Here is a 14,638-nt window from a genome sequence, read left to right as displayed (position 1 = left end):
GCTGTCCGCCACACAGAAGGCCCCCCGCGAGTCACGTCCTCGCAGGGGGCCCTCCTTCATCCGCCTGCCCGGCGACAGTTGAGAAGACGATCACGAGGCAGGACGTTCTCGGTGCGCCGGGGCCTTTCGGCCCGGCGTTCAGGGTGCGAGCAACAGCACGTCCGCGCGCTCCTTGGCAGCCGCGTAACGCTTCGCGACGTCCTGCCAGTTGACGACACGCCACATGGCCTCGATGAAGTCGACCTTCTGGTTCTTGTACTGGAGGTAGAAGGCGTGCTCCCAGGCGTCGAAGACCAGGACCGGGACCGAGCCCTGGCCCACGTTTCCCTGGTGGTCGTAGACCTGCTCGACGATCAGCCTGCCGCTGAGCGGCTCGTACGCGAGGACACCCCAGCCGGAGCCCTGCGTGGTGGCCGCGGCCTTCGTCAGCTGGGACCTGAAGCCCGCGAAGGAGCCGAACGAGTCGGTGATCGCGTCCGCGAGGTCCCCGACGCCGTCCGCGGCCAGCGGCTCGCCACCGCCGTCGCCGGTCATGTTGTGCCAGTAGATCGAGTGCAGGATGTGGCCGGAGAGGTGGAACGCGAGGTTCTTCTGGAGCCCGTTGACCGCCCCCCATGCCTCCTTGTCCCGGGCCTCCGCCAGCTGCTCCAGGGTGTCGTTCGCGCCCTTCACGTACGCGGCGTGGTGCTTGTCGTGGTGGAGCTCGATGATCTGCGGATTGATGACCGGTTCGAGCGCCGCGTAGTCGTACGGGAGTTCCGGGAGCGTGTACGTGGCCATGATCGAACCCTCCAGCTGCTGAACTGTTGTTATTGCAACCTATATGCAAGAGCAGGCTAACAGCAGGAGTGACTGGGAGGTCATCAGCCCTTCGGCGTAGGACCACGGCCCCGCAGGCGCACGCGAAAACGCCGGGCGGGCCCGGGTGATCGGGCCCGCCCGGCGTTTCCGCGTACCGGGGTTACCCGTCCGTGGTGGTCGTGGCGCGCCGCTGTCGTACGACACCGATCACGATCAGGACCGCCGTCAGCGCACCCGTCGCCAGTAGCTGGTCACGGGTGTCGGGCTGGCGGAGCATCAGGAAGAAGATGCCGGCCATGGCGAGGAGCGCCACCACCGTCAGGCCCGGGAAGAGCCACATCCGCACCACCAGCTTCTCGGGCGCCTCGCGCTCCATCCGGGTGCGCAGGATCAGCTGGGAGACCGCGATGAAGATCCAGACGACCAGGATCACCGCGCCGATCATGTTGAGCAGCCACGGGAACACGTCGTCCGGACGCCAGTGGCTCAGCAGCACGCACAGGAACCCGAACACGGACGAGACCAGGACCGCCGTGCGCGGCACGCCCGAGGTGACCCGGCCCAGCCGCTTCGGGCCCTGGCCGCGGGCCACCAGTGAGCAGGCCATGCGCGAGGCGCCGTAGATGTTGGCGTTCATCGCCGAGAGCAGCGCCACCAGGATGACCACGTTCATGATCTCCGCCGCACCGCTGATGCCCAGGTGGTCCAGGGCCGCGTAGAACGGGCCCACCTCCACCACCTTCGCGTCGTCCCACGGGACCAGCGTGACGATGACCGCCATCGAGCCGACGTAGAACAGCGCGATCCGCCACATCGCCGTCCGCACGGCCTTCGCGACCCCCTGCACCGGGTTCTCGGACTCCGCCGCGGCGATGGTGACCGTCTCCAGACCGCCGTACGCGAAGACGGAGGCGAGCAGCCCGATGACCAGCCCCTCGGAGCCGTTCGGCATGAATCCGCCCTCACCGCTGAGGTTGGCCGTGCCCGGAGCGTCCGTGCCCGGGAGCACGCCGAGGATCGCCAGGATCCCCAGCACCAGGAACAGCGTGATCGCGGCGACCTTGAGCGCCGCGAACCAGAACTCGAACTCGCCGAACTTCGTCACCGAGGCCAGGTTCGTGCCCAGGAACACCACCATGAACAGTGCCACCCAGGCCCACTCCGGAGTCCCGGGCAGCCAGCCGCCGATGATCTGCGCGGCGCCGATGCCCTCCAGGCCGACGGCGACGCAGAGCAGCACCCAGAACGCCCAGCCCGCCGTGAACCCGGCCCACGGGCCGATCGCCCGCTCGGCGTGGACGGAGAACGAACCGGAGGCCGGGTTGGCCGCCGACATCTCGCCGAGCATGCGCATCACGAGCATGACCAGCAGCCCGGAGACCGCGTAGGCGATGATGATCGACGGTCCGGCGGCGGCGATGCCCGCGCCGGAGCCGACGAACAGCCCGGCACCGATGACACCGCCGAGGGCGATCATCGACAGGTGGCGCTGCTTGAGTCCGTGGGTGAGGGCCGAGTCGCTTCCGGTGTCGGAGGCGACGGCCGGGGAGCCTGTGGGGGGAGGCGCGGAGGTCCGAGGCATGGACGAGCTCTGTTCGGTCGGTGAGACGGGGGATGGGTACCCAGTCTGAACACGCGCTCCGTTCACGGGGAACGACCGTCCGCTATACGGGCACCAGGCTCACACGCCGCGCACACCCGGCCGCGTGGGGTCGCTCACCGTCATGGACCGTCGCTTTAGAGGGAATTCACAGTCTGACCCCCGAGTCCCTTCCCGGTCGCATGCGGCATTATCCGCCCCCACCTCAGTGACGAGCATCACGCCTCGACGTGATTGCGCGCTGTCTGTTGTGTGAACCCCACCAAACCCCCAACCGACGCTTTGTGGGCCGCTGATGGTGATCCAGCCATACTCCGTCGGCTAACGTCAGCCTCAGTCCGTCCCCACCCACCCTCGCCTGCCCTCACCCCGCGGAGTCCCGATGAGCACTGCTGCCGCCGCCCCCGTCCGCACCGGAGCGGTCCTCGCCGACCTGCTGCCCGCCGCCCGGCACCGCTACGCCGTGGACACCGCCCTGGTGCTCGGCGGTGCCGCGCTGACCGGCATAGCGGCCCAGATCGCCGTCCCGGTCCCCGGCTCCCCGGTCCCGGTCACCGGCCAGACCTTCGCCGCGCTCCTGGTCGGCACCGCGCTCGGCGCCCGCCGCGGCTTCCTCGCGCTCGCCGTGTACGCGCTCGTCGGCATGGCCGGCATGCCGTGGTTCTCGGCCGGCAGCTCCGGCGCGGGCGGCGCCTCCTTCGGCTACGTGCTCGGCATGCTGCTCGCGGCCACGGTGGTCGGCGGCCTGGCCCGCCGCGGCGGCGACCGCTCCGTGCTGCGCACCGCGGGCACGATGGTGCTCGGCTCGGCGATCATCTACGCGGTCGGCGTGCCCTACCTGGCGCTGTCCACCGGCATGTCGGCGAGCGCCGCGATCGCGGCCGGCCTGACGCCGTTCCTGCTCGGCGACGCGCTGAAGGCCGTGCTCGCCATGGGCGCGCTGCCCGCGTCCTGGAAGCTCATCGGCCGTCGCGGCTGATGCCGTAGCTCCCTCCGAAGAGGCTCGCCGGGTCGTATCGCGACACCAGACCGGCGAGCCTCTCGCGCGTCCGCGGTCCGTGGAACCCCTCGGTACGGTCTCCGCCGCCGAAGGAGAAGTTCAGCGAACGGCCGACGACCAGCGGCCCCAGGACGGCGGCCACCTCCTCGTACAGCGCCCGGACCGACGCCACGTCCGTACCGTCGAGCGGCGACAGCAGCCGCAGCAGGAAGCCGGCGTCCCGGTACGGCACCGCACTGTCCGGGTCCGGCGCGGCGGCCAGGGCGCCGCCCAGGTGGTTGAGCTGCACCACGGTCATCATCGGCGCCTTCCGCCCGGTCAGCTCCAGCACCCGTGCCGCCCGCTCGGGATCGATCCCGCTCAGCATCAGCCCGTCCCCGTAGTAGGCGTGCGGGAACGGCGGATCGCTGTGGATGGTGTGGCTGTCGGTGTACGGCATCTCCCGCAGCGAGTCCGCCAGTGCGGGGCCGATCGCCCGCAGCGGCGCGACGAGGCGTTCGCCCTCTGCGGCCGAGCCGGTGTACGCGACCCGCACCGACACCACGTACCGGCCACGCATCTCCTGCGGCACCTGCGGAATGTCCGGGTACACGAGCGCGCCGACCGAGGAGGTCAGCGATACGGGCACGGTCCGGGTCCACTCCAGGTAGCGCCGCAGTACCTGCGCACCCGCCTCCCCGTCGCCGTCGAAGAGGACCGAGCCGCCGTAGAGCCGGGCCACCGGGACCAGGCCGGTCTCCATCCAGGTCACCACGCCCAGCCGGTGCCCGCCGCCGCGCAGCCCCCAGAACAGTTCGGGCTCGTCCTCGGCGCTGACATGGCGCAGCACCCCGTCCCCCGTCACCACGTCGAACGAGCGGACCAGGTCGGCGGCGTACCCGAACTCCCGGGCCAGCACGCCGAGCCCGCCGCCGAGCGTGTACGAGACGGCGCCCACGCCGGGGGAGGAGCCGTTGAGCGGGGCGAGCCCGTGCGGGGCGGCGGCCTCGATGACCTGGCCCCAGGTGACGCCCGCGCCGATCCGGGCGGTGCGGCGCACCGGGTCGACCAGGACCGAGTCCATCGCCCGGGTGCTGATCAGGACGCCGCCCTCGACGGGGCCGGCCAGCCCGTGGCCGGTGGCGTGGACGCCCACCCGGAGCCCCTCCCGGGCGGCCCGGGTCACGGCGGTACGTACGACCTCGGCGTCGGCGGCCTCGACGACGAGGTCGGGGCGGATTGCGAAGCCGGTCTGGTATCCGGCGGGGACGGCAGTCATGGCGGAGGCTCTCCAGTCGCTCGCTCGATGCGCTGACGACCTCGTCCGCGAGGTCGTCACGACGGAGAGCCTCCCCGGTATACCTGACAAGGAGCGTCAGGTATGGATGGTCACTTCTCGCCGCCCGCGACCGGCTCGCCGCTCCGGCGCCTGCGCGCCTCACGTACCAGCGACACGGCCACCACCAGCACCGCGACCAGCAGCGAGAGCAGCACCTGCTCACGCCCGGCGTCGTCGGTCAGCATGTAGACCAGCACGAACGAGATCATCGCGATGGTCGCCCAGGTCAGGTACGGGAAGAGCCACATCCGTACGACCAGCTTCTCGGGCGACTCGCGCAGGATGATGCCGCGCATCCGCAGCTGGGTGAAGCAGATGACCAGCCAGACGAAGAGGGCGACCGCGCCGGACGAGTTCAGCAGGAACGCGAAGACGGTGTCGGGCCACTGGTAGTTGAAGAAGACGGCGACGAAGCCGAAGACCACGGAGGAGAGGATCGCCGCCTGCGGCACGCCCCGCTTGTTGGTCCGGGCGAACGCCTTGGGGGCGTCACCGCGGCCGCCGAGCGAGAACGCCATCCGGGAGGCCGTGTAGAGGCCGGAGTTGAGGCAGGACAGCACGGCCGTCAACACGATGACGTCCATTACCTGGCCGGCGTGCGGGATGCCGATGACGTCGAGCGCCGCGACGTAGCTGCCCTTCTCGAGGATCGACGGGTCGTTCCACGGCAGCAGGGTCAGCACGATGAAGATCGAGCCCAGGTAGAAGACGGCGATCCGCCAGATGACGCTGTTGGTGGCCTTCTGGACGGCGCGCTGCGGGTTCTCCGACTCACCGGCCGCCAGCGTCACGATCTCGCTGCCCATGAAGGAGAAGACGACCATCAGTACGCCGGTGAGGATCGCGCCGGGGCCCTTGGGGAAGAAGCCGCCGGTGTCGGTGAGGTGGGCCAGTCCGGATCCGGCGTGGTCCGATCCGGGCAGTACCCCGAAGACGGCGAGCAGGCCGATGATCACGAACGCGCCGATCGCGACGACCTTGATGCCGGCGAACCAGAACTCGAACTCGCCGTACGAACCGACGGACACCAGGTTCGTCGCGGTCAGCACCAGCATCACGATCAGTGCCCAGCCCCACTGCGGCACGCCCGGCACCCAGCTCTCCAGGATCTTGGCACCCGCCGTGGCCTCGACGGCGAGCACCACGACCCAGAAGAACCAGTACAGCCAGCCGATCGAGAACCCGGCCCAGCGGCCCAGCGCCTGGTCGGCGTAGGTGGAGAAGGAGCCCGAGGCGGGGCGGGCGGCCGCCATCTCGCCGAGCATCCGCATCACGAAGACGACCATCAGGCCGACCAGTGCGTACGACAGAAGGATGGCCGGTCCGGCGGCGGCGATACCGGCCCCGGAGCCCACGAACAGGCCCGCGCCGATCACACCGCCGATCGCGATCATGGAGAGGTGACGGTTCTTGAGACCGGCCTGGAGCCCGTCCCCGGACTCCGTCCGGCCCGAACGGTCCGGCCCGTCGGGCTGTTGGCCCGGCCCTGCCAGAGTCGTCTGCGACGTCATGGATCGAATCCTCACGTTTTCGGATCACTCGGTTGCGTGCTCCGCCGCGCCGCGGTGGCGGAGCGGCAAGCGATGCATTGAAGCCCGGTGAACCCCGAAAGCGGAACCCTTTCCTCCGGTTCCTTGACCGGATCGTTGCCTCAGTGGCATCGCACACACAGGGCCCGCACATCGGGGCCACACCGCACCCCGTCGTCGGTTACCCGGCGTCGCTCGTGCCACACTCCTCCCATGCGCGTGTACCTCGGATCCGACCATGCCGGTTACGAACTCAAGAACCACCTCGTCGAGTGGCTCAAGGCACAGGGCCACGAAGTCGTCGACTGCGGTCCCCACATCTATGACGCCCAGGACGACTACCCGCCGTTCTGCCTGCGCGCCGCCGAGAAGACGGCCGCGGACCCGGACAGCCTCGGCATCGTGATCGGCGGCTCCGGCAACGGCGAGCAGATGGCCGCGAACAAGGTCAAGGGCGTACGTGCCGCACTCGCCTGGAGCGAGCAGACCGCCGCGCTGGGCCGCGAGCACAACAACGCCAACGTGATCTCCATCGGCGGCCGGATGCACACGGCCGAGGAGTCCACCAAGTTCGTCGAGATCTTCCTCTCCACCCCGTACTCGGGCGAGGAGCGGCACACCCGCCGCATCGAGATGCTCACGGCGTACGAGAACACCGGCGAGCTCCCCCCGATCCCGGCCCACCACCCGCAGCAGGGCTGAGCACCCCATATCCTGAACTGTGCCGCCGGTACCCCCGGCGGCACAGCCATGTCCGCCCTGCCCCGCGCCTCACCGAGGAGAACCGCAGCCGTGCCCGAGGGACACACGATCCACCGCCTCGCGGACGACCACCGGGACCGGTTCGCGGGACGGCCCGTGCGGGTGAGCAGCCCGCAGGGGAAGTTCTCCGACAGCGCCGCCCTGCTCGACGGCCGGGTGCTGGACGGTGCGGAGGCCCACGGCAAGCACCTCTTCCTCGGCTTCGAGGACACCGGCTGGGTCCACATCCACCTCGGCCTGTTCGGCAAGCTCGGATTCGGTACGGTCCCGGCCCCGCCGCCCACCGACACGGTCCGGCTGCGCATCCGGAACGACGCGCACCACGCGGACCTGCGCGGCCCCACCACCTGCGCCCTGATCACCGACGCCGAGAAGCGCGCGATACACGACCGCCTGGGCCCCGACCCGCTGCGCCCCGCCGACGACGGCGAGCGGGCCTGGCAGCGGATCTCCCGCAGCCGGATCACCGTGGCCGCCCTGCTGATGGACCAGAAGGTCGTCGCGGGCGTCGGCAACGTGTACCGCGCGGAGGTGCTGTTCCGGCACGGCATCGACCCGTACCGGGCCGGCAAGGACCTCACCCGCCGCGAGTGGGACGCGATCTGGACGGACCTGGGCGCGCTGATGCGTGAGGGCGTACGCAACAACCGCATCGACACCGTGCGCCCCGAGCACCTGCCCGAGGCGATGGGCCGCCCGCCGCGCGTGGACGACCACGGCGGCGAGGTGTACGTCTACCGCCGCGCCCGCCGGGCCTGCCACATCTGCGGTACGCAGATCCGTACGGCGGACCTGGCGGCCCGGAACCTGTTCTGGTGCCCGGGGTGCCAGAAATCCAGCCTGTCCGGCGATTGAGGGCAGAGCGCCCGAAGGGTGCTGCACGGCAGTCGACGCCGCGAAATCAAGCCCGTCCGGCGATTGGGGACAAGGCCAGTCGCCGGACGAACCCGCACCCCGCCTAAGGGCTGTCCCGCAATTCCTGGCGGGCGCACGACGACAGCTACGGCACCTCGCCGCGTTGTCGAAACGCCCGAATACATCCAGTATGCGGGCGCCTCTCCGTCTTGCGATGCACCGCATCTGACGCCGCGCGCTGATCCACCAGGAATTGCGGGACAGCCCTTAGAACCCCCGTGGCAACCACGGCGCCACGTCGGACAGGAACGCCGACGACGCCTCCGCCACCGCCCCGGCCCGCAGCTCCCTCACCCGGCCGGCCAGCGCCAGCGAGCTCAGTGCCTCGCCGCCCAGATAGGCCGAGCCCAACTCCCGTACCGACAACGCCAGATCCGCCGCGTCCTCCGTGCGCTTGCACGACGCGCCGCCCTTCGCGTCGGCCGTCAGCCGCCAACGCCCGGCATTCCAGGGGCAGAACGCGTCCTCGACCTCGAACACCACGTCCAGCGGCCCCCGGTAGGTCCGAGCCTCCAGCGCCGCGCCCACGTCCACCAGCCGCACATGGAGCGAGTCCCGCAGCCGGACCCCGCACCGCCGCACATCCGACACCAGGTGCAGCACCGCGTCGTCCGCCGGACGGTTCCGTGCCTCGACCGTCGACGTCAGGTCGATCCCGAAGAGGAACTGCCACAGCGCCGCGTACGCCGCCGGGTCCAGCGCCGCCAGATCGCCCACCACGATGCGGCCCTTGGGGCCCGACGTATCCCATTCGGGCTTGATGTGGTAGTTCGTGTAGCCGACGAGCTCGCCGTCCCGCTCCGCCAGCACGCACTGCAGCGCCGAGCCGCCCTGGCGCGTACTCACCGGATCGACCAGCGGCTTGCGCTCCCAGCCGGGACCGTGGGCCGGGGTGCCGGGACGTCCCGCCACCAGCCGCGCGTACACGCTCTCGCACGCCGCGACCGCCTCGTCCTTCTTCGCGTACCGCAGCCGGATCCCGTCCGTGCCCTCCGGCACGCTCAGCCGCACCCGGTCCGTGTCGATCGACAGGGACATCTGCCGGGTCGCCGCCCCGTACCCGAACCGGCCGTAGATCGCCGGCTCCGACGCCGTCAGCACCGCGATCGGCTCACCGAGGGCCCGTACGTCGTCGAGCTGGCGGCGCATCATCGAGGTCAGCAGACCGCGCCTGCGGTGCGTGGACGCGACGCTCACCATCGTGACCCCGGCCGCCGGCACCAGCGCCCCGCCCGGCACGGCCACCCGGAAGCTGAACGCCCCCGCGGTCGCGACCACGTCGTCGCCGTCCCAGATCCCGATCGACCGCTCGCACTCGGTCAGTTCCTGCTCCAGCTCCCGCTGTTCCGGAGACTCGGGGTTCCCGCCGAACGCGAGCTCCAGGCACTCGAACCACTTGTTCCATTCGGACGGCTGCAATACGCGGAGCTCTGTAGTCATATGCCATGACTACCAGGGCTTCGGCAGCCGGGCGAGGCGTTTTCGAACGCATTGTCACAGGGGTCCCCCTGCACCGGAGGCCGCCGGGTGGATAAGGTCCCCGCAATGGCCCGACGCGCAGGAGCAGAGACGTACCCGGCCCGATTGAGGAAATCGGCGCACCGGGTACGCACCACGCTGCGCCGGTCCGGGGTCGACTACTTCCGCGGGGACGGCTCGGACTGGATCGCGCTGGCCGCGCTGCTGCTGACCATTCCGGCGATCACCTGCGGCACCCTGCTGAACCCGGTGTGGTGCTCGCCGACCGTGCTCGTCCTGCCGATCATCGCGGGCGGCCTGCTGCTGCGCCCCGCCAGCTTGCTCGGTCTGTACGCGACCGCCGCGGCGGCACTTATCGTGGAGGCCGTCTGGCTCGGTCCGTACGAGGACGGCCCGGCCCGGGTCACCCCCGGCACCGTGCTGACGGTCGCCGCCTGCGGGTTCCTCGGTCTGATCCTCGCCCAGTTCCGGGCCAGGGTCGGCGTGCCGTGGCGGCGCGGCGGCACCATGCTCTTCGACCTGCGCGAACGCATCCGGGTGCAGAGCGCGCTGCCCCGCCTCCCGCAGGGCTGGCACCGAGAGATGTCGCTACGCCCGGCAGGCGGGCAGTCCTTCTCCGGGGACTTCGTCGTAGCGGCCCGCACCAACGGGGGCCGCACGCTGGAGGCCGTGCTCACCGATGTCTCCGGCAAGGGCATGGACGCAGGCTCCCGGGCGCTGCTGCTGTCCGGCGCGTTCGGCGGGCTCCTCGGATCGCTGCCGCCGCACGGCTTCTTGCCGGCGGCCAACGGCTATCTGCTGCGCCAGGACTGGGACGAGGGCTTCGCCACCTCGATCCATCTGGTCCTGGACCTGGAGTCGGGGGACTACGAACTCCTCTCGGCCGGCCATCCGCCCGCCCTCCAGCTCCACGCCGGCAGCGGCCAGTGGGAGGAGAAGGCGGCGGAGGGCCCGCTGCTCGGGGTGTACGACGGGGCGGAGTTCGACGCCGTGAAGGGCCATCTGGCCCCCGGTGACGTGCTGATGCTGTTCACCGACGGCCTGGTGGAGGCCTCCGACCGCGACATCGCGGAAGGCATCGACCGGCTGACGGGCGAGGCCGACCGCTACGTCACCACGGGCTTCGAGGGCGCGGCCTGGCATCTCATCGAGGCCTGCGCCAAGGACGTCAACGACGACCGGGCACTGCTGCTGCTGTCGCGCCGGTCCTGAATCCGGAACCGTGTGCAACCGGTTCGAACCGGACGTACGTCAACGAGGACCGGTCCGTCACCGGATCGGGAGCGGAATCGTCTCGCGCCCGCGGGGCAGGAACCGGGCCAGCCAGTGCGAGCGCCCGGCGGCCAGGGGAGCCAGGACCGCGAGGACGAGCACATAGCCCGCGATGAACGGGGAGAGCCGTTCGTCCAGCCCCGCGCCGGCCGCCATCGTGGCGAGGATCAGGGCGAACTCACCGCGCGCCACCAGGGTCGTGGAGATGTTCGCCGTGGCCTGCGGGCCGAAGGCGTACACCTTGGCGGCGGCCAGTCCCGCGACGACGTTCATGGCGAGGGTCACCGCCACGGCGGCCAGCACCGGCCACAGCACGGTCGGCAGGTCGCCGGGGTTGATGGAGAGGCCGAACGCGAAGAAGAAGATCGCTCCGAAGGCGTCGCGCAGCGGGTGGACCAGCTTGAGGATGCGTTCCCCCGAGGTGGTGCTGCCGAGCATGAGGCCCACCATGAAGGCGCCGATGGCGTCCGCGACCCCGAACCACTCCGATATGCCGGCCACGAGGACGGCGGCGCCGAGGAAGGAGATGACGAGCAGTTCGTCGTCCCGGGTGTTGATGAGCTTGCCGATGACCTTGGTGCCGAACCGGGCGGCCAGCGCGAGGATCAGCAGGAACCCGAAGGCCTTGCCGCCGTCGACCGCGGCCGACGCGAGGCTGTCGGCGCCCGAGAGGATGGGCTGGAGGGCCGCCAGGTACAGGGCGAGGAACACGTCCTCGACGACGATGATGCCGAGGATCGGCTTGGTCTCCGGGTTGCCGATGCGGCCGAGGTCGACCAGGACCTTGGTGACGATGGCCGAGGACGAGATGCCGAGCACCCCGGCGAGGACCAGCGCCTCCGAGGTGCCCCAGCCCAGCGCGAAGCCGAAGCCGAGCCCGGCGCCGACGTTCAGGGCGAGATAGGCGCCACCCGCGACGGCCATCTTGCGGCCGCCCGCTTTGAGGTCGTCGAGGTGGAATTCCAGGCCGAGGTAGAAGAGCAGCAGCACCAGACCGAGTGCCGAGAGCATCTCCAGGTCGTGCGGGTCGGCGACGAGAACGATGCCGGGGGTGTGGGGGCCGAGCAGGATGCCGGCCAGGATGAACAGTGGGATGGTCGGGAGTCCGATGCGGCTACCGACGCGGGCGAGTACTGCGGCGGCGAGGAAGGCGCCGCCCATGGCGATGAGCGTGTCTGCGTGTCCGATGAGCTTGATCCTTCGTCGGGTCAAGAGAGCGTCAAGAAATCGTCAGTAATTAGTTTACCGAACGATTGACGCTGCAACTATGACGGCCCCCGGCGGCCTCGCCACGGAGCGGACGGGCATCGGGGGCCGCGCCCCTTCTAGGGTCGGGGCATGACCGCATCACGAGCACAGCTGACCCTGGCCGAAGTCGAGGCCGTCGCCCGCGAGGCCCATGCCGCGCAGCGGGACAAGGCGGGCAGGCCGTACACCGAGCACCTCGCGGCGGTCGCCGAGGGGGTACGGGTCAGGGGCGGCAGCGACGAACAGATCGCCGCGGCCTGGCTGCACGACGCTGTCGAGGACGACGCGCTGTCGGAGCGCTGGCTGGCCGATGCCGCGCTGTCGCAGCAGGTCAAGGACATGGTGCTCGCCGTCACGAAGCGGGCCGGCGAGGGCCTGCCGGCGTACACGGGGCGCATCCTGGCCACGCCCGGCGCCCTGTTGGTCAAGGAGGCCGACCTCGCCCACAACGCCGACCCGGCCCGCCTCGCGGTGCTGGAACCGGCGACCCGTACCCGGCTGACCGAGAAGTATGCGCTGGTACGGGGGTTGCTCGGGCTCACCGCACCGCAACCGCCCGCCGAGCAACGGGATTGAGCCAACACGTCGGAGCCCGAACGGGCCGGGCTCCGACGTGTTCAGGTGTGCGGCGGTGACGTCCTGCTCTCAGAGCTTCGCGGAGTCCCGCCGGAAGGCCCAGTTCATGTCCGGTTCGGTCACGCAGCGCAGGACGCGCCGTACCGGCGGCGTGCACATCAGGGTCACCCCGGCCGAGGCGACGACGCTGACCAGCACCAGGCCGGTCGGCGAGACCAGCCACTCGTTCCGGTCGAAGACACCGCCGTAGTCGGCGCCCTTCACCATGAACCCGTGCAGCAGATAGCCGCAGATCGTTCCGCCGCCGAGCACCGTGAACCACATGTGGCGCCGCGGGACCAGGGACAGGAACGCGGCGGTGAGCAGCGTCGCGCAGCCGAACAGCGCGAGGGTCATCACCACGCCGGTCCACCAGGGGTTACCCATGTCCTGGGCGGTCGAGTTGCGCAGGAACCAGCCCAGTTGCATGCGGGGCGCCGCCCAGTAGGCGAAGAGCACCGCGCCGGCGAACAGCGGAAGGGCCAGCAGTCGCGCCTCGCGGCGGCGGACCAACTGGAAGTGCTCGGGCTTGAGCTGGAGCCCGAGCACGAAGAACGGCAGGAACTGCAGTACGCGCGGCAGGTCGAGGTCGTCGCCGATGCTGGGGGCGAGCGAGGCGAGGGAGGCGATGACGAGCGAGACCGCCAGCGGATGACGCAGATTGCGCCACAGGGGCGTGGTGAGCCGCCAGATGAACAGCGCGGCCAGGAACCAGGTGAGGTACCAGGGCTCGGTCAGGCTGATCGGGGCGTCGGGGTCGTCCACGTACCGCCGGAACAGCGAGTACGCCGTCTCGAACACCACGTACGGCACGGCCACCCCGGTGACCAGGCGCTTCACCTTGGCCGGGCTCATGTCGAACGAGCGTGAGAAATAGCCGGAGATGATGATGAAAGCCGGCATGTGGAAGGTGTACGTCACCATGTACAGCGCACGCGCGGCCCTGCTCCCCTCCATGACCGGAACCCACGAGTGGGCCACCGCGACCAGCACGATGGCCAGGTACTTGGCATTGTCGAAGTAGGGGTCACGCTTCTTCGGGGCAGCCGCCTGCGCAGGCCGGTCCTGGACCGGTGCGGGTCCGCCCTCCGTCGTCTCCGGTGCTTGGGGTCTGGGCTCCGACTCCCGGGTCGCCGGTGGGAGCGTGGCCCTCTGGAATACGTTCGGAGCGTGGAACATCTCAGGCACCCTAGACGTCTCGATTGCCATTCGTAAAACCGCCGTCGGATATCGCGTGTTCCCGTCCGATGGAATGCCAAACCCGCGAAATCTGTCCGATATGCCCATATTGATCCTGCTTAAATGGTGCAAATCCGCAGGTAGTTGGGGAGAGTGAATTACGTCTCGCCAGCCGCCGGTATTCCCTGTGAATAAACTGTGTGGATGCGGAAACGATCGCCGTTGCAATTGCCTCTCCGTATGAGGTTCCTGCTGGTGGAAGCGCCGGTGCCGGCCCCGCGACTACGCGCCCGGCGTCCGGCCCGGCTCCGTCAACTGACCGGCGCGCAGGGGGCGCAGGGGGCGCAAGATGGCGTGATATCGACAGGTCGATCCGTCACCTGGCAGCGACCACAGGGGAGTTGGTGGCACGATGGACGCAACGGAGGAGTGCGCGGCCGCACACCTCCGGGCCGGCAAGGCGGACCGACCGAGGGTGTGAGCAGTCGTGGCCATTTCGCTGTCTGTGGTGCTTCTTTTGGCGATCATCCTGGTGGTCCTGATCCGAGGTGGCTCCATCAAGGCCGGACCCGCGATCGTCGCGGTGCTCTTCGGCTTCTTCCTGGCGTCGACCGGCATGGCGCCGTCGATCCAGAGGTTCATGGACTCGATAGCGCAGAGCATCAACCAGATCAGCTTCTGAGGCCTCCGGCCCGGGGCGGCGACACCGCCCCGCAGGACGCGCCCCGGGAAACGCGAAGGGCCCGGTCCGGCGGACATCCCCGAGGGGATCCGCCGGGCCGGGCCCGAAGCATGGAGCGGGCGACGGGAATCGAACCCGCGTAGCTAGTGACCTGAGTCGGAGTTTTGTCGTTGGTTGGGTATGAGTCGTCCGGGTCCGAAGATTCCGCCGTTGTCGGTGACCGATGCCCAACGGGCTG

At 70.0% G+C, this 14,638-nt stretch carries 13 protein-coding genes; 6 read left to right on the top strand and 7 right to left on the bottom strand.

All coding sequences use genetic code 11. From position 1 onward, the window contains the following. Positions 1-138: 138 nt before the first annotated feature. Both ACIBJG_RS32620 and ACIBJG_RS32615 read right to left on the bottom strand, forming a co-directional pair. On the bottom strand, positions 139-780 hold the full coding sequence (locus ACIBJG_RS32620) for a superoxide dismutase (RefSeq protein WP_399313060.1): 642 nt from the start codon (positions 778-780) through the stop codon (positions 139-141). Positions 781-961: 181 nt separating this feature from the next. Further along, positions 962-2,383 (bottom strand): amino acid permease, encoded by a 1,422-nt coding sequence (locus ACIBJG_RS32615; RefSeq protein WP_399313058.1) that lies wholly within the window; start codon positions 2,381-2,383, stop codon positions 962-964. 400 nt (positions 2,384-2,783) lie between these two features. On the opposite strand from ACIBJG_RS32615, the gene ACIBJG_RS32610 reads away from it, so the two are divergent. Then, positions 2,784-3,380 (top strand): biotin transporter BioY, encoded by a 597-nt coding sequence (locus tag ACIBJG_RS32610; RefSeq protein WP_399313056.1) that lies wholly within the window; start codon positions 2,784-2,786, stop codon positions 3,378-3,380. Here the strand turns inward: ACIBJG_RS32610 and ACIBJG_RS32605 are convergent. Continuing rightward, positions 3,361-4,659, bottom strand: coding sequence for an FAD-binding oxidoreductase (locus tag ACIBJG_RS32605; protein WP_399313055.1), 1,299 nt, complete (start codon positions 4,657-4,659; stop codon positions 3,361-3,363). The two genes, ACIBJG_RS32610 and ACIBJG_RS32605, sit on opposite strands and share 20 nt — an antisense overlap. Positions 4,660-4,769: 110 nt before the next feature. After that, positions 4,770-6,230 carry an amino acid permease gene (locus ACIBJG_RS32600; RefSeq protein WP_399313053.1) on the bottom strand — a complete coding sequence of 487 codons (1,461 nt, stop codon included), beginning with the start codon at positions 6,228-6,230 and terminating at the stop codon, positions 4,770-4,772. Between the two features lie 231 nt (positions 6,231-6,461). Here ACIBJG_RS32600 and ACIBJG_RS32595 point away from each other — a divergent pair, with 231 nt between their 5' ends. Both ACIBJG_RS32595 and ACIBJG_RS32590 read left to right on the top strand, forming a co-directional pair. After that, positions 6,462-6,950: a ribose-5-phosphate isomerase gene (locus ACIBJG_RS32595; RefSeq protein ID WP_148018694.1), complete on the top strand. Its 489-nt coding sequence runs from the start codon at positions 6,462-6,464 to the stop codon at positions 6,948-6,950. A gap of 90 nt (positions 6,951-7,040) precedes the next feature. Beyond that, positions 7,041-7,865 carry an Fpg/Nei family DNA glycosylase gene (locus tag ACIBJG_RS32590; RefSeq protein ID WP_399313052.1) on the top strand — a complete coding sequence of 275 codons (825 nt, stop codon included), beginning with the start codon at positions 7,041-7,043 and terminating at the stop codon, positions 7,863-7,865. 267 nt (positions 7,866-8,132) lie between these two features. Here the strand turns inward: ACIBJG_RS32590 and ACIBJG_RS32585 are convergent, their stop codons facing one another. After that, positions 8,133-9,365, bottom strand: coding sequence for a GNAT family N-acetyltransferase (locus ACIBJG_RS32585; protein WP_399313050.1), 1,233 nt, complete (start codon positions 9,363-9,365; stop codon positions 8,133-8,135). Between the two features lie 105 nt (positions 9,366-9,470). Between ACIBJG_RS32585 and ACIBJG_RS32580 the strand changes: the two genes are divergently transcribed. Beyond that, positions 9,471-10,616, top strand: a complete 1,146-nt coding sequence (locus ACIBJG_RS32580) for a PP2C family protein-serine/threonine phosphatase (protein ID WP_399313048.1) — start codon at positions 9,471-9,473, stop codon at positions 10,614-10,616. A 57-nt stretch (positions 10,617-10,673) separates the two neighbouring features. Here ACIBJG_RS32580 and ACIBJG_RS32575 read toward each other — a convergent pair whose 3' ends face one another. Then, positions 10,674-11,837 (bottom strand): cation:proton antiporter, encoded by a 1,164-nt coding sequence (locus ACIBJG_RS32575; RefSeq protein ID WP_399313179.1) that lies wholly within the window; start codon positions 11,835-11,837, stop codon positions 10,674-10,676. A gap of 177 nt (positions 11,838-12,014) precedes the next feature. Between ACIBJG_RS32575 and ACIBJG_RS32570 the strand changes: the two genes are divergently transcribed. Continuing rightward, positions 12,015-12,500 (top strand): HD domain-containing protein, encoded by a 486-nt coding sequence (locus ACIBJG_RS32570; RefSeq protein ID WP_399313046.1) that lies wholly within the window; start codon positions 12,015-12,017, stop codon positions 12,498-12,500. A 69-nt stretch (positions 12,501-12,569) separates the two neighbouring features. On the opposite strand, the gene ACIBJG_RS32565 is transcribed toward ACIBJG_RS32570, so the two are convergent. Further along, entirely contained in the window at positions 12,570-13,718 is a 1,149-nt protein-coding gene (locus tag ACIBJG_RS32565) for an acyltransferase family protein (protein WP_399313044.1), read from the bottom strand. Between the two features lie 487 nt (positions 13,719-14,205). Between ACIBJG_RS32565 and ACIBJG_RS32560 the strand changes: the two genes are divergently transcribed. Beyond that, positions 14,206-14,400 (top strand): hypothetical protein, encoded by a 195-nt coding sequence (locus ACIBJG_RS32560; protein WP_399313043.1) that lies wholly within the window; start codon positions 14,206-14,208, stop codon positions 14,398-14,400. Positions 14,401-14,638 lie beyond the last annotated feature (238 nt).

Origin of the sequence: Streptomyces sp. NPDC050422 (genome assembly GCF_044458665.1) — a bacterium.
Lineage (GTDB): Bacteria > Actinomycetota > Actinomycetes > Streptomycetales > Streptomycetaceae > Streptomyces.
Note: the sequence above shows the minus strand (reverse complement) of the source record. Positions and strands in the feature narration are given on the sequence as shown.

What these genes read in the sequence shown, in the direction of transcription:
- ACIBJG_RS32580 (WP_399313048.1), top strand. Translation starts at nt 9,471, where the DNA reads ATGGCCCGACGCGCAGGAGCAGAGACGTACCCGGCCCGATTGAGGAAA.
- ACIBJG_RS32570 (WP_399313046.1), top strand. Translation starts at nt 12,015, where the DNA reads ATGACCGCATCACGAGCACAGCTGACCCTGGCCGAAGTCGAGGCCGTC.
- ACIBJG_RS32615 (WP_399313058.1), bottom strand. Translation starts at nt 2,383, where the DNA reads ATGCCTCGGACCTCCGCGCCTCCCCCCACAGGCTCCCCGGCCGTCGCC.
- ACIBJG_RS32610 (WP_399313056.1), top strand. Translation starts at nt 2,784, where the DNA reads ATGAGCACTGCTGCCGCCGCCCCCGTCCGCACCGGAGCGGTCCTCGCC.
- ACIBJG_RS32620 (WP_399313060.1), bottom strand. Translation starts at nt 780, where the DNA reads ATGGCCACGTACACGCTCCCGGAACTCCCGTACGACTACGCGGCGCTC.
- ACIBJG_RS32600 (WP_399313053.1), bottom strand. Translation starts at nt 6,230, where the DNA reads ATGACGTCGCAGACGACTCTGGCAGGGCCGGGCCAACAGCCCGACGGG.
- ACIBJG_RS32575 (WP_399313179.1), bottom strand. Translation starts at nt 11,837, where the DNA reads ATGGGCGGCGCCTTCCTCGCCGCCGCAGTACTCGCCCGCGTCGGTAGC.
- ACIBJG_RS32605 (WP_399313055.1), bottom strand. Translation starts at nt 4,659, where the DNA reads ATGACTGCCGTCCCCGCCGGATACCAGACCGGCTTCGCAATCCGCCCC.
- ACIBJG_RS32565 (WP_399313044.1), bottom strand. Translation starts at nt 13,718, where the DNA reads ATGTTCCACGCTCCGAACGTATTCCAGAGGGCCACGCTCCCACCGGCG.
- ACIBJG_RS32595 (WP_148018694.1), top strand. Translation starts at nt 6,462, where the DNA reads ATGCGCGTGTACCTCGGATCCGACCATGCCGGTTACGAACTCAAGAAC.
- ACIBJG_RS32585 (WP_399313050.1), bottom strand. Translation starts at nt 9,365, where the DNA reads ATGACTACAGAGCTCCGCGTATTGCAGCCGTCCGAATGGAACAAGTGG.